Raw genomic sequence first — 14,028 nt, forward strand, 5'->3', positions numbered from 1 at the left:
TGTGGGATGGCGGAAAGAACGCTGTCGTGGATACGGGCAGCGCAATCAAAGGGGTGTTCACCGGTGCGTGGGACTCAGTCTTCTGCTCGACCTCGGCCGGCAGAGTGGCCGACGAACGGCTGGCGGAGTGGAAAGGATCTCTTGCGGTTCGTCTGGTCTGTCGTCGGCTGTTTGGTGCTTGCAGGGGTGTGTGTGGCAGGTGCAATCTCGTACTTCGATCGCGACGACGCCGGGACGGCGAAGTACTTCGTCATGACGGCGGCGGTCTTCGGCGTGATCGCGGCATTCCCACTCGTGTTTCGTCGTTCGGCAAGTGGAGGCTCGTCGCCCCCGCAGAAAGCGTGCCGGGCGGGCGAACTCGTTCCTGTCGGTGAGCCGCGCTAGCTTTCTCGCCATGAGCATGGTGATCACGCGGGAACATCGCGAGCGGGCAGCCGGAGCGCTGGTGGCGTCGGCGGTGGGTGACGCGCTCGGTGCGGGATACGAGTTCACGCATCCCACGCCCGATACGCACATCGACATGATCGGCGGCGGGCCGTTCGGTTTCGCGCCGGGGGAGTGGACGGACGACACGTCGATGACGATCGCGGTCGCGACAGCCGCGACGCAGCACGACCTCCGCACCTGCGCAGGTCTCGACAGCGTGGTAGCCGAGTTCCTGCGGTGGTCGGGGTCGAATCCGAAGGACATCGGCAACCAGACCCGCGCGGTGCTGTCGCAGGTGCCCGCGTCGGCTGCGGAGATGACCCGCGTCGCGCAGGCGCTTCCCGGCCGGACGGGCGGCAACGGCTCGCTCATGCGCACTTCGCCGGTGGGTCTGCGGCATCTCGACGACGGCGTCGCGTGCATCGCGGCGGCGCGCGCGGTCAGCGACCTCACCCACTCCGACCCGCGGGCGGGGGAGGCCTGCGAGATGTGGTCGTACGCAATCCGTCACGCCGTTCTCACCGGCACATTCGACGGCGTGCGCCAGTACCTCGACGTCGTAGGCGCAGACACGAAGAGCTTCTGGACGCCGCTGCTGGATCAGGCCGAGCGCGGTGCGCCCGCCGACTTCCCGAACAACGGGTGGGTGGTCCACGCGCTGCAGACGGCCTGGTGGGCGATCACGTCCACCGATCGGTCGAACTCCGGGCACCTTGCCGCCGCGCTCGAGCAGGCAGTACGGGCGGGTAACGACACCGACACCGTCGCGGCCATCGCAGGCGGCCTCCTCGGCGCGCGCTGGGGCCTGTCCGCGGTCCCGCCGCGGTGGCGGTCACAGCTGCATGGTTGGCCGGGGAGCAAAGCCGACTACCTGGAGGATCTGGCTGACCGGATCCTCGATTGCATCGCCCCCCGAGGAGAGCGCCTCGGGTGACGACTCCCCGCAGGTGCTGTGGTTGGGACGGCGTGCTCGATCCTGCCGAGCTCGGCGGCAAGTCGCACTTCACACCGCTGCACCCGTCGGCGTGGGCGGGGGACCCTTCCCGCGGTCGAGGGGCTCGTGGCACGCGGCGGGTGGCGGACGGTCCGCGATGCAGCAGGCAAGCAGCCGATCGACGTCGCCCGGGAGCGCGGGCATCACCACCTGGTCGACGAGCTGACCCGCGACCGGTGCACGAACTGAGCGCGGCGCACGTGCGCGCGTTGCAGCGCAATGTCGACTTCGTGCCCGGCGGCGAGCTGCACTGGCGCGAGAAACCCCTCCGCTACCCGCAGGTCGAAGTACTCACGGAAATCCCGTCCGCCACCCTGTTGTTCGGTGTGCCGATGCAGTACGGCGGCATCCGGGTCACGCTCGACGGACTCGACGTGATCCTGGAGTCGTCGTCACGCATGGGGCACGAGGTGCGGATCTACCGGGTGAACCGGCACGGCGTCCAGATCGTGCGCCACCCGTGAAGCCGGCACACCTCCCCGGCCGAAAGCTCGGCCGGGGAGGTGCGGTGGCAGATGTCGCTCACGGCGCCTCGGGAATCCCGTTCTCGGGCGGTGCATCTTCGCCCGATCCACTGGACTCGGGTTCGATCGGGGCGTCGCCGATGTCGGTCACCAGGATCGGCGTCAAGTACTCGCCGCCGGCGCCCTCGATGCGGGAGACGGCCATACCCGAAATGCCCATGTGGCTGTCGGCGGAGTAGCGGAACGGCGCAAGCGCGGGGCCCTCGAAGTCGCCTCCGCGTTCCTGCAGAGCCTCGACCACGGACTCGCGGGTCAGGTCTTCTCCTGCGGCCATCAGCGTCTGCACGAAGGTGTAGGCCTGCGACATGCCGTACAGGCGGTAGTTCGTCAACGGTTGGCCGTTGCCGTACTCCTCCCAGACTCGCGTGAACAGCTGGATCCACGGATTGTCCGTCTGGTCGATACCGGGCAGGTACTCGGTGGTGAGAGTGCCGTCGAGCGCACTCGCACCCTCGACACGGCCTTCGGAGAACCTCGCCAGCAGCCCGCCGACGAGGGCGGGATCCGATCCCACATTCGAATAGAACCACTGCGGGTGGTAACCGAGCGTCATCCCGGCAAGCTGGCTCAGTGCGGTGTAGGACGGCACCGTGAAGCCGAGGACGACATCGGCGCCGGATGCCTGCAGGGCGGCGATCTGCGGCCCCACCTCGGTGTTGCCGGACGTATATCGCTGCACGGAGACGATCTGGTCGTCGTTCAGGAACTGGCGCACACCCTTCTCGCCGTCTTCGCCGAAGTCGTCGTCCTGCAGGAACAGGCCGACCTTGGCGTCCGGCATGTTCTCGGCCACATACTGTCCGATGATCTTCCCTTCGGACTCGTAGTCGGTCTGCCAGCCGAAGGTCCACGGGTTCGCCTCGGGATCGTCGCCCCACTGCAGCGAACCACTCGACACGAAGAGGTCGGGAACCTGCTCGTCGTTGAGATAGTCGATCACCGCATTGTGCGGGGGCGTTCCGAGACCGGCGACCATCGCGAAGATCTGGTCCTGCAGAACGAGTTTCTCGGTGACGGTGCTCGTGTTGGTCGGGTTGTAGCCGTCGTCCTCGACGATCCATTCGATCTGTCGACCGTGCACGCCACCTGCGGCATTGACGAAGTCGTAGTAGGCCTGGTGGCCTGAGGGAATCTCGCTGTAGCCGGGCGCGGCGACGCCGGTGAGCGGGAAGTGGCCGCCGATGGTGACGGTGTCGTCGGTGACGCCGGTCGTGTCCCCGGCGCCGTCCCCGCCCGACGCATCGCCGCCGCGGTCGCCCCCCGCGCCGCACGCGGCAGCGACGAGCGCTGTGGCGGTGAGCATTCCGACAGCCGCAGCTGCCCTGCGCACTCTGATTCTCATGTCGTTTCTCCTCGGGTCCGGGTTCGTCCGGGCTTACTGGTGGGATTCCTGCGAGGTTGTGCTCATCGCGGCGATCTCGGCGCGGGCCCGACGGGCGAACCATCGGTTGCGCAGCGTGCCGACGATTCCGGCGGGAGCTGCCAGGATCACGACGACGACGGTCGCACCGAGGATCACCGGGCTCAGTTCGGCAAGCCGTTCCGGCGCGATGTCGAAGTTCGCCCCGACTTCTTCCGCGTAGTACTGAAGGAACACCAGCACCGCCGAGCCGAGCAATGCTCCGGTGAGACTGCCGAGACCTCCGAGCACGACGGCGGCCAGCAGGAGCAACGACAGTGTGATGTGGAAGTTGGTGGGTGCCGCGAGCCGCACGTTCATCGCCATCAGCGCCCCGGCGACCCCGGCGGTGGTCGCGCTGAGCGAGAAGCACACCACTCGGGTCCGGGCGAGGTCGATCCCGGCGAGTTCGGCGGCCACGTCGTCGTCGCGCACGGCGCGCCACTGCCGGCCTACGCGGCTCCGTGAGAGGTTCGCCAGGGCGACGAAGGTGAGCGCCAACAGGATCCAGCCGAGATATGCGAGGAAACGGTAGCGGTCGAGTTCGACTCCGGTGACGAACCAGAACGCGTCGAGCAGCCACGACGGCATGCCCTCCGTCATGTCGGGCAGCGTGACTCGAAGCCCCTGGTCGCCGCCGAGCACGCGAAACTGCAGGGCCAGTGACGGAACCGCGACGGCGAGTGCGAGGGTGGCCCCGGCGATGTACGGGCCGTGCAGACGCGCCGCGGCGATGCCGACCACGACACCCACCGCGAGCGCCACGGCGCTTGCGAGCACTACGGCAGCCAACACCGTCCAGAGAGTGGGACTGCCCTCGGAGAGCAGCAGTGCCGCCGTGTAGGCGCCGATCGCCATGAAAGCGCCGTGCCCGAGCGACAACTGGCCGCTGAGGCCGATCAACACCGTGAGCCCGCCCGCGGCGATTCCGTAGTACGCCATGTTGCCGATCTGGCTCTGCCGGAACTCGGGGGACGTCTCGACGAGCAGCGCGACGACGAGCAGGCCGAGGACGGCGATCGCACCGTGGCGTACCAGTGGAGTCGACAGTGCGCGACGCACACGGGAGGCCGGCCTCGGTGAGGCGTGCTCGGTGGTGGGCAGGGTCGTCGTCATCAGACTCTCCGTTCGGCGACGTGCGAGAACAGGCCACCCGGGCGAACCAGGAGGACCACGATGAGGATCGCGAGGGCGAACACCGAGACGAGGTGACCGCCGAGGTATCCGCTGACGAAACTGAGCGTCAGGCCGAGGATCAGGCCGCCGACGACCGAGCCGACAGGACTGTCCAGGCCGCCGAGTACCGCTGCCACGAAACCGAATACGACGTACGCATCCATGTACCCCGGATGAATGAACGAGCCGCTGCCGATCAGGAGCCCGGCGAGCGCACCGATCATCGCCGCGAGCGCCCAGCCGAGCGTCAGCATCCGGCCCACCCGCACGCCCAGCAGCCGGGAGACTTCGGGGTTGAACGCGGCGGCACGCATACGCAAGCCGAGGTCGGTGTACTGGAAGAGCAACAGCAGACAGGTCATCACGACACCGACTGCGGCGATCGTGAACAGACCCATCGGTGAGATCGGAACGGTCGTGTCGCCGACGCGGAGACCCTCGATGCTGAACGGAGCCTGCATCGGCTGGTACTGCGTGCCGAAGACCAGTGCGGCGAGCGCGTGGATCATCATGAAGAGTCCCAGCGTCAGGATCACCGCGTTGATCTCCGACTTGCCTTCGACGGGCCGCACGACGACGCGTTCGACGAACGCGCCGAGCGCGAGCCCCGCGATCAACGCGGCGGCGAAACCGACCCAGTAGTTCGCACCGGCGTCGATCAGCTCGAGCGCGATGTAGGTGGTGACCATCGCCATCGCCGCCTGCGCGAAGTTGACGATCCGGGTGGAGCGCCAGATCATGCACAGCGCCAGTGCGAATGCCGCGTACACGGCGCCGAGGACCAGACCGCTCAGGGTCGTGGCGAGAAACTGTTGCACTACGGTTCCTTCTTTCGAGAACCCGGCTTCTCAGAAGCCGAGGTAGGCGTGCCGGAGCTGTTCGTCGGCAGCGAGCACCGCCGCGTCGTCGGTTGCGACGACCCTGCCGAGGCTCAGAACGACGCCGAGGTCCGCGATCGACAGGGCGCTGCGGGCGTTCTGCTCGACGAGCACCACGGTCAGGCCTTCGGCAGCGACGAGCCGTGTGAGCAGATCGAAGATCTGGGTGACGACACGCGGCGCGAGCCCAAGCGAAGGCTCGTCCAGCAGAAGTACTTTCGGCCGTGCCATGAGTGCTCGACCGATGACGAGCATCTGCCGTTCGCCACCGGACAACTGGTGCGCCGTGGCCTGGCGGCGTTCGCCGAGCCGGGGGAACAGGTCGAAGACCTCGTCCACGGTCATGGGCGGCGTGCCTGCTGCGCGATGCAGCCCGCCGAGGCGCAGGTTCTCGGTCACCGTCATCTCCGCGATGACGCCTCGACCCTCCGGCACGTGGGCAAGACCGAGGCCGGACAGCTTCTCCGCCGCGACCGTCGTGATGTCGCGGCCGGCCAGACGCACCTTCCCGCTACGAGCCGGGACGAGCCCGGACACGGTCCGCAGCAACGTGGTCTTCCCGGCGCCGTTGGCGCCGAGGACTGCGGTCACCCGTCCCTCGGGTGCGGTGAAGCTCACCCCGTCGAGGGCCTTCACCGGGCCGTATCCGGCACTGAGCGCTTCGACGGCGAACATCACCGCACCTCCTCGATGTACCCGTGCGTGTGCTCTTCGGACGTGTGCTGCTCGACGTCTTCCCCGAGGTAGGCGGCAAGCACCGCGGGGTCGGTTCGGACGTCGGCAGGGGATCCGGACGCGATGACCTTTCCGAAGTCCAGGACGGTGATGTGATCGGACACCGTCATCACCAGGTCCATGTGGTGCTCGACGAGCATCACCGAGGTGTGCTCGGCGAGCCCGCGGATGAGTTCGCCGAGTTCGTGCATCTCCTCGGCGGACAGGCCGCTCGCGGGTTCGTCGAGCAGGAGCAGTTCGGGCTCGGCGACCAGCGCGCGCGCGAGCGCCACCCGCTTGCGCACCGGATAGGGCAGCGACGACGGGTACCTGTGGGCGTAGTCGGCGATCCCCAACTCGCCCAGTATGTTCCGTGAACGTGCCTCGAGGTCGCGGTCGTCCGTGGGTCCGCGTCCGATGCCGACGAAGCCTGCGAGGAAACCTGCGCGCGCGTGACGGTCGGCGCCGACCATGACGTTCTCGAGCACGCTCATCCGGTCGAAGAGCCCGAGTCCCTGCAGGGTGCGTGCGATGCCGAGGCCGGCGAGCTGGTGTGGCCGCAACCGTCGCAGTCGTCTTCCCCGCAGCCACAGTTCCCCCGCCGAGGGCGTGACGAATCCGCACACCACGTTGAACAGCGTCGTCTTGCCCGCGCCGTTGGGGCCGATCACGGCGAGCACCTGGCGCGGTGCGATCTCGAGGGAGACGTCGCTCAACGCCTGGACGCCGCCGAAACGCACCGAGACATTTCTCGCCGCGAACAAGGGTGCGGGGTCGGTGGCCGCGGACGCCACGGTGTCGTCGGTCTCGCCCGCGACGTCGGTGTCCGCCATCGGGTCTCCTCTCGTTTCGACCACGGCCGCCTGCGCGGACCTATGACGTGGATCACTTTGGCGTCTCTGCACAGTTCGGGATATGGGCTGAGCGCACAAAACTGGTCGGGCGCTGTGTACGGGTGTTCCGGTTTGTCTTGGTTTTTCCAGCCGGGCGTGCAACCCTCCGCACATGGATGTGACCCACTACACATCGCCGGATCCCGCTCCCGATTCGGATCATGACGAGCTTCGGCGCGGCATCGCGCGGGCCTGGGCAGCACTGGTCGACCAGGCCGATGCGGTCGCCGACGACATCACGCGCCGACTGATCGAGCGGGACAAGGAGTGGCACGAGACGGTCGGACCGGAGTTTCGGGCCGAGCTCCGGCACAACACGCGCGAGCACGTGCGGCGGGGAGTCCGCACGATGGCGGGCCTGTCCTCCGACGGTGAGACCACCTCGCTGTGGCGGGAGACAGGTCGCCGACGCGCGCGACAGGGGGTGCCACTCGAGCTCGTCCTCAACGCCTACACGATCGGCACTCGTGTGATGTGGGAGGCGCTGCTGACCCAGCAGGCGACGCTCGGCATCGACGACCGGGTCCTGGTCCACGCCGGACGGCGGATCTGGTCGAACCTCGACGTGCAGAACTCGGTGATGTCTGCGGCGTACCGCAAGGAGGCGGCGCTCATGCAGCGCCGGGACCTGCACCTGCAAGGCCGGTTGCTCGACGGGCTCGTCGAGGGCCGGGGTGCGGACCCGCAGTTCGCCGCCGAGGTCCAGGAGGTTCTCGGGGTCGGTGCGGACGATCCGATCGCATGCGTGGTGGCTCCCTTCGACGGGCATCGCGACAGCCCCCTCCGGGCGCCCGACGACCGGCTCGACGACGCCGACATCGCGTCGTACTGGCAGGTTCGCGGCGACCTGCACTTCGGTCTCGTCGTCCTGATCGGGACCACGCTCGACGACCTCGTGTGTCACCTGCGCCCGTGCGCGACCGGCCGCGTCGGGATAGCGGGGGCGCCCGAGGGGATCTCGGGCTTCGGCACCGCATTCCAGCTCGCCGGGCGCACCGTCGACACGATCGCGCGCGGCAGCGTCGACGTCGCTGTCGTCGACGACCGGCTACCTCAGGTTCTGTTGGCCTCCTCGCCCGCGGCGACCGGGCTGCTCGTCCGCCGGACGCTCGGGCCGGTTCTCGCGATGCCGCGCCATCAGTCCGATGTGCTGCTCGGCACGCTTCGGGCCTTGCTCGCGCACAACGGTTCGCCCACACATGCCGCGGAATCGTTGTACTGCCACCGCAATACGGTCATCTATCGCATGCGGCAGGTCAAGGAACTCACCGGGCGTAGCATCGCCGACCCCGACGACCGGCTGCTGCTGTCACTGGCCCTGATGGGGCTCGACGTCTGAGAAAATCGCACGTGGCGGCATGTATCGTGATCTCACGCCATGTCGATTGTTGACAATCTGCGGATGCAGAAGAACACTGAATGCCATGACCACCCTGAGCCCCATTCTCAAGCAGGCCACCCCAGTGGTGGTCGACCATGCGCTCGGTAGCTGGATCCACGGCACGGACGGGCGCGAGTACCTCGACTTCACGACCGGCATCGGCGTGACGAGCACCGGCCACTGTCACCCGCGCGTGGTGGAGGCCGCGCGCGAACAGGTCGGCTCGATCGTGCACGCGCAGTACACGACGGTGATGCACAAGCCGCTGCTCGAGCTGACCGACAAGCTGGGGGAGTACCTGCCTACGGGGCTCGACTCGGTGTTCTACGCGACGACCGGAGCCGAGGCCGTGGAGGCATCGGTGCGACTCGCGCGGATGGCGACCGAACGGCCGAACGTCGTCGCGTTCCACGGCGGATTCCACGGCCGTACGGTCGCGGCCGCGTCGCTCACGACGGCAGGCACCCGCTTCCGGTCGGGTTTCGCACCGTTGATGAGCGGCGTGCACATCGCCCCGTTCCCGTATGCCTTCCGCTACGGGTGGGACGAAGACACGGCGGTCGATTTCGCGCTGAAGGAACTCGACTACCTACTGCAGTCGATCTCGGCGCCCGCGGACACTGCGGCGTTCCTCATCGAGCCTGTGCTCGGCGACGGCGGTTATCTCCCGACGCCCGTGCGGTTCATGGAGGGGTTGCGAGAGCGGGCCGACGCCCACGGCATCCTGCTGATCTTCGACGAGGTGCAGGCGGGCGTCGGGCGTACCGGCAGGTTCTGGGGCCACCAGTGGTCGACGGCGACGCCGGACATCCTGATCACCGCGAAGGGACTCGCGTCGGGGTTCCCGATCTCCGCGATCGCCGCGCCCACCACCGTCATGGACAAGGCGTGGCCCGGTTCGCAGGGCGGCACGTACGGCGGCAACGCGGTGTCTGCCGCGGCGGCGATCGCGACGCTCGACGTCATCCGCGACGAGAATCTCGTCCACAACGCGGCGGTGCGCGGCGAGCAACTGGCTGCCGGGCTGCGCGCACTGCAGACGCAGTTCCCACGCCTCGCGGATGTTCGCGGGCGGGGACTGATGCAGGGCCTCGAATTCACCACCGCGCAAGGCGCTCCCGACGCCGCTGCGGCGGTCGGCGTACAGCAGGCGGCGATTGCGGAGGACCTGCTGCTCCTCACGTGCGGCGGCTTTGGCAACGTAGTGCGCGTGATCCCCGCGCTCAACGTCTCGGAAAACGAAATCGACCAGGGCCTCACCCGCCTCGAGGCCGCTATGAAGGCGGCCTTCGCTTGATCGACACCGCTACGGTCGACGCTGTGGCCGCCGCGCTGCGCGACCACGGCGTCGACGTCGACATCTCGCCGCGCCGCCTCGCGGAGTACAGCTACGACGCGTCGAACTACCGCGTCCCGCCGGTGGGTGTGGTGTTCCCGCGCGATGGCGACGACGTGATCGCCGTCGTCCGTGAGTGCGGGCGCGCGGGCATTCCGGTGGTGGGACGTGGCGGCGGAACATCCCTCGCGGGCAACGCGATCGGTCCGGGAGTCGTCCTCGACTTCTCGCGACACATGAACGCGGTCGTCTCGTTCGACGGCGACACCGCATGCGTGCAACCGGGCATCGTGCTGACCGATCTGCAGGCGCAGATCCTGGCGGCCTCCGACGGGGCCCGCACGTTCGCGCCCGACCCGTCGAGCAAGTCCCGTGCAACGGTGGGCGGGGCGATCGGAAACGACGCGTGTGGAAACCACTCGGTGCGCTACGGGCGTACGAGCGACCACGTGCTCGCGCTCGACCTCGTGACCGCGTCGGGGCAGCGGGTGACCGCGACACGCACGGGTGTCGTCGCGACCGACGCGGGTGACGCCGAGGCGAGGCGCGAAGCCGAACGGTTGACGAGTGCACTGCACGACCTCGCGGCCGAGTACCTCGCCGAGTTCCGCCTCGAACTCGGCCGGATCCCACGGCAGGTGTCGGGATTCCACGTGCAGAACCTGCTGCCCGAGAACGGGTTCGACGTCGCACGTGCGCTCGTCGGAAGCGAGGGCACGTGTGCGATCGTGGTGGCGGCCACGGTGCGCCTCGTGCCGGTGCCGCCGACGGCGATCCTGCTGTGTCTCGGTTACCGCGACATCGTCGATGCCGCTCGCGACACGACGACCATCCTCGACTACGACCCGGCCGCACTCGAGGGCATCGACTCGAAGATCGTCGACACGATGCGCTGGCGGCGTGGCGCCGACTCCGTCGTCGGACTCCCGGAGGGTAATGCGTGGCTGTACGTCTCGCTCGACGGCGACGACCCTGCCGAGGTGCATCAGCGGCGCGACGACCTGGTGGAGAAGCTTCGGGCGAACGGTCGCCTCGTCGACGCGCGGGTTGTCGACGACCCCGCCGAGCGCACGTCGCTGTGGCGTGTGCGCGAGGACGGCGCGGGCCTGTCGGGGCGGCTCGAGGAGGGCGGCGAATCGTGGACCGGGTGGGAGGATTCGGCCGTCGCGCCGGATCGTCTCGCAGACTATCTCGTCGCGCTCACCGCACTGCTCGACGAATTCGCGCTCACCGGAATCTTCTACGGTCACTTCGGTGCCGGGTGCATGCACATCCGCATCGACTTCGACCAGCGCACGCCCGAGGGGCGCGACGTCATGTCGCGGTTCATCCACCGGGCGGGTGCACTGTGTGTCGAGTTCGGCGGCTCGATGTCGGGCGAGCACGGCGACGGCCGTGCCCGCTCCGAGCTGCTGCCACTGATGTACTCGCCTCGGGTGATGGACTCGTTCGCGCGGTTCAAGCACATCTGGGATCCGGACGGCGTGCTCGGGCCGAACCAGATCGTGCACCCGGAGCCCCTGATGGCCAACCTGTCCCAGGACGGCATCAGCCCACGAGACTGGCCGACGAGCTTCGATCTGACGCCGAGTCACGCGGTACCGGTCGCCGGCTTCGTGCACGCCGTGCAGGGCTGTATCGGAGTCGGCCGTTGCCGTGCCGACTCGGGGGGCGTCATGTGCCCGAGCTACCGCGCTACCCGTGACGAGAAGGACTCGACCCGCGGCCGCGCGCGTGCACTGCAGGAGATGGTGCGCTCGTCGCCCACGGTCGCCGACGGCTGGAAGTCCGATGCCGTACGCGAATCGCTCGACCTGTGCCTCTCGTGCAAGGCGTGCTCGACGGATTGTCCGGTGGGCGTGGACATGTCGACCTACAAGTCGGAGTTCTTCGATCACTACTACCGCTCGCGGCGCAGGCCGATGTCGCACTACTCGCTGGGCTGGCTGCCCCGGTGGCTCGAGATCACCGAACGCGCCGCTCCGCTCGTCAACCGCGCGGGCCGCAGCGTGCTCGCGAAGGTCGGTGCGCGGCTGGGCGGCCTGACCACCCGCCGCGAGATTCCGCATTTCGCGTCCCGCACCCGGATTCGTCGTGCCGTCGGCGAACGCAACCCCGACGGTGACGTCGTGCTGTTCGCCGACACCTTCACCCGCGGGTTCCGGCCCGAGGTGATCGACGCCGCGCGACGCGTGCTGGGCGAGGTGCCGGGCAGCTCCGGTGTCGACTGCCGCGCCGACGCGTGCTGCGGCCTCACCTATATCTCGACCGGACAACTCGGCATCGCGAAGAGGCTGCTGCGCAAGACCGCGGCGGCGCTCGACGACGGCACCGATCGGCCGATCGTCGTCCTCGAACCGAGCTGCGCGGCGGCGCTGCGCAAGGACCTGCCCGAGCTGGTCGACACGGAGCAGGCGCAGCGCGTCGCGGTGCGCGTCCGCAGCTTCGCCGACCATGTCGTCCACCTCGCGGGCAGCGGGTGGCGGCCGCGCGGGTCGTTGCCCGATTCGGTGACGGTGCAGACGCATTGCCACGAGTACGCGACCTTCGGTGCCGCGACGCAGCGCAAGGCCCTCGCGGCAGTCGGCGTCGAACGCGTGCGGGAGGCCGTCGGCTGTTGCGGCGTGGCGGGCAACTTCGGGTTCGAACGCGACCACTACGACGTCAGCATGAAGGTCGCCGAACAGGCCCTCGCGCCCGCACTGGCAGCGGACACCGCGCAGGTGCTCACCGACGGCTTCTCCTGCCACATGCAGGTCCGGCAGCTCGAACCGGGCCGCGAATCACTTCACCTCGCACAGATTCTCGATCCGGAACGGAAGGGCGGCCATGACGACGACCTCTGAGAAGACGACACATCCCGCATTGTCCGCGGTCCCGCTCGATCTCTACCTCGACGGCGCGTGGACGCCCGCGGCATCCGGACGCACGTTCGCCGTCGAGAATCCCGCAACCGGCGAGACTCTCGCCCATGTCGCGGACGGTGGGCCGGACGACGCACGGCGTGCCGTCGAGACCGCGGCGCGGGTACAGGACGAGTGGGCGCGTACAGCGCCACGCGAGCGAAGCGAGATCTTGCGCCGTGCCTACGATCTGATCCTCGCACGGACCGACGAGCTCGCCACGATCATGACCCTGGAGATGGGCAAGCCCTTCGCCGAGGCGCGAGGCGAGGTCGCGTACGGCGCCGAATTCTTCCGCTGGTTCTCCGAGGAAGCGGTACGTATCGCGGGCGACACCACGACCACCGGGGACGGGAAGAACCGCATCGTCGTGGGCCGGGTTCCGGTGGGCCCGTGCGTGCTGATCACACCGTGGAACTTTCCGCTCGCGATGGGTACCCGCAAGATCGGTCCGGCGATCGCGGCAGGCTGCACGATGGTGTTCAAGCCGGCGCCGCAGACACCGCTGACGGCCTTGGCGCTCACCGAGATCCTTGCCGAAGCCGGTTTGCCGAAGGGCGTGCTCAATGTCGTCCCGACGACCGACGCGTCGGGAGTCGTGACGCCCTGGCTCGAAGGCGGCCTTGCTCGCAAGCTCAGCTTCACCGGCTCGACCGGCGTCGGGAAGATCCTGCTCGCCCAGGCAGCGACGACCGTGATGCGCACGTCGATGGAGTTGGGCGGCAATGCGCCGTTCGTCGTGTGCGCCGACGCCGATCTGGACAAGGCCGTCGAGGGTGCGATGGTCGCGAAGCTGCGCAACATGGGTGAGGCGTGCACGGCCGCCAATCGCTTCTACGTGCACCGCGACGTGGCGGACGAGTTCACCGCGAAACTCGCACAGCGGATGAGCGCGCTCACCGTGGGCGACGGGTTGGCCGAGGGGACCGACGTCGGACCGTTGATCGACGCGGCCGCGATCGACAAGGTCCGGGCCCTCGTGACCGATGCGATCGCGAAGGGAGCGAGCGTCGCGATCGGCGGCGACACGGTCGGCGCGAGTGGCCACTTCTACCAGCCGACCGTGCTTACCGGCGTCCCGCGCGACGCCGACCTCGCGAGCACCGAGATCTTCGGCCCGGTGGCACCGATTTTCGTGTTCGACGACGAGGACGAGATCGTCCGGGTCGCGAACGACACGGACTGGGGACTCGTCGGCTACCTGTTCACGCAGGACCTCGACCGGGCGTTCCGGATGAGCGACCGGATGGAGGTGGGCATGGTGGGCCTCAACACCGGCCTGGTCTCGAACCCCGCTGCCCCGTTCGGCGGCGTCAAGCAGTCGGGGCTGGGACGTGAAGGCGGCCGCGTCGGCATCGACGAATTCCTCGAGTACAAGTACCTCGCCATTCCGAAGGGATGAGG

At 68.5% G+C, this 14,028-nt stretch carries 13 protein-coding genes; 8 read left to right on the forward strand and 5 right to left on the reverse strand.

Annotation, left to right across the window (positions count from 1 at the left end):
• The first annotated feature begins 192 nt into the window (after positions 1 to 192).
• The 4 genes from HCA44_RS16480 (at position 193) to HCA44_RS16490 (ending at position 1,884) form a co-directional block, all read left to right on the forward strand.
• The gene (locus HCA44_RS16480; protein ID WP_169650327.1) at positions 193 to 384 is read left to right on the forward strand and encodes a hypothetical protein; all 192 of its coding nucleotides are present in this window, start codon (positions 193 to 195) and stop codon (positions 382 to 384) included.
• 16 nt (positions 385 to 400) lie between these two features.
• Positions 401 to 1,360 carry an ADP-ribosylglycohydrolase family protein gene (locus tag HCA44_RS16485; RefSeq protein WP_169650482.1) on the forward strand — a complete coding sequence of 320 codons (960 nt, stop codon included), beginning with the start codon at positions 401 to 403 and terminating at the stop codon, positions 1,358 to 1,360.
• A gap of 126 nt (positions 1,361 to 1,486) precedes the next feature.
• Complete coding sequence (locus tag HCA44_RS21200; RefSeq protein ID WP_277350838.1) at positions 1,487 to 1,609, forward strand: hypothetical protein; 123 nt, start codon at positions 1,487 to 1,489, stop codon at positions 1,607 to 1,609.
• Positions 1,597 to 1,884 (forward strand): hypothetical protein, encoded by a 288-nt coding sequence (locus HCA44_RS16490; protein ID WP_169650329.1) that lies wholly within the window; start codon positions 1,597 to 1,599, stop codon positions 1,882 to 1,884. Before HCA44_RS21200 ends, HCA44_RS16490 begins: the two co-directional genes overlap by 13 nt.
• Positions 1,885 to 1,942: 58 nt before the next feature.
• Here the strand turns inward: HCA44_RS16490 and HCA44_RS16495 are convergent, their stop codons facing one another.
• The 5 genes from HCA44_RS16495 to HCA44_RS16515 are packed head-to-tail and all read right to left on the reverse strand — an operon-like array spanning position 1,943 to position 6,944.
• Entirely contained in the window at positions 1,943 to 3,286 is a 1,344-nt protein-coding gene (locus HCA44_RS16495; RefSeq protein WP_169650331.1) for an ABC transporter substrate-binding protein, read from the reverse strand.
• Positions 3,287 to 3,319: 33 nt separating this feature from the next.
• Entirely contained in the window at positions 3,320 to 4,459 is a 1,140-nt protein-coding gene (locus tag HCA44_RS16500; RefSeq protein WP_169650333.1) for a branched-chain amino acid ABC transporter permease, read from the reverse strand.
• Positions 4,459 to 5,337, reverse strand: a complete 879-nt coding sequence (locus HCA44_RS16505) for a branched-chain amino acid ABC transporter permease (protein WP_169650335.1) — start codon at positions 5,335 to 5,337, stop codon at positions 4,459 to 4,461. The genes HCA44_RS16500 and HCA44_RS16505 overlap by 1 nt, the downstream gene beginning before the upstream one ends.
• A gap of 30 nt (positions 5,338 to 5,367) precedes the next feature.
• Positions 5,368 to 6,072 (reverse strand): ABC transporter ATP-binding protein, encoded by a 705-nt coding sequence (locus HCA44_RS16510; protein WP_169650483.1) that lies wholly within the window; start codon positions 6,070 to 6,072, stop codon positions 5,368 to 5,370.
• Complete coding sequence (locus HCA44_RS16515) at positions 6,072 to 6,944, reverse strand: ABC transporter ATP-binding protein (RefSeq protein ID WP_169650337.1); 873 nt, start codon at positions 6,942 to 6,944, stop codon at positions 6,072 to 6,074. Before HCA44_RS16515 ends, HCA44_RS16510 begins: the two co-directional genes overlap by 1 nt.
• 172 nt (positions 6,945 to 7,116) lie before the next feature.
• On the opposite strand from HCA44_RS16515, the gene HCA44_RS16520 reads away from it, so the two are divergent.
• From HCA44_RS16520 to HCA44_RS16535, 4 genes are all read left to right on the forward strand, one after another.
• Positions 7,117 to 8,343: a helix-turn-helix domain-containing protein gene (locus HCA44_RS16520; protein ID WP_169650339.1), complete on the forward strand. Its 1,227-nt coding sequence runs from the start codon at positions 7,117 to 7,119 to the stop codon at positions 8,341 to 8,343.
• Positions 8,344 to 8,428: 85 nt separating this feature from the next.
• The gene (locus tag HCA44_RS16525) at positions 8,429 to 9,682 is read left to right on the forward strand and encodes an aminotransferase class III-fold pyridoxal phosphate-dependent enzyme (protein ID WP_169650341.1); all 1,254 of its coding nucleotides are present in this window, start codon (positions 8,429 to 8,431) and stop codon (positions 9,680 to 9,682) included.
• On the forward strand, positions 9,679 to 12,567 hold the full coding sequence (locus HCA44_RS16530) for an FAD-binding and (Fe-S)-binding domain-containing protein (RefSeq protein ID WP_206038260.1): 2,889 nt from the start codon (positions 9,679 to 9,681) through the stop codon (positions 12,565 to 12,567). The genes HCA44_RS16525 and HCA44_RS16530 overlap by 4 nt, the downstream gene beginning before the upstream one ends.
• Complete coding sequence (locus tag HCA44_RS16535; protein WP_169650343.1) at positions 12,551 to 14,026, forward strand: NAD-dependent succinate-semialdehyde dehydrogenase; 1,476 nt, start codon at positions 12,551 to 12,553, stop codon at positions 14,024 to 14,026. The genes HCA44_RS16530 and HCA44_RS16535 overlap by 17 nt, the downstream gene beginning before the upstream one ends.
• Positions 14,027 to 14,028: the final 2 nt, after the last annotated feature.

The sequence above is a fragment of the Rhodococcus sp. HNM0569 genome, assembly GCF_012726205.1.
In the GTDB taxonomy this organism is placed as follows: domain Bacteria; phylum Actinomycetota; class Actinomycetes; order Mycobacteriales; family Mycobacteriaceae; genus Rhodococcus_F.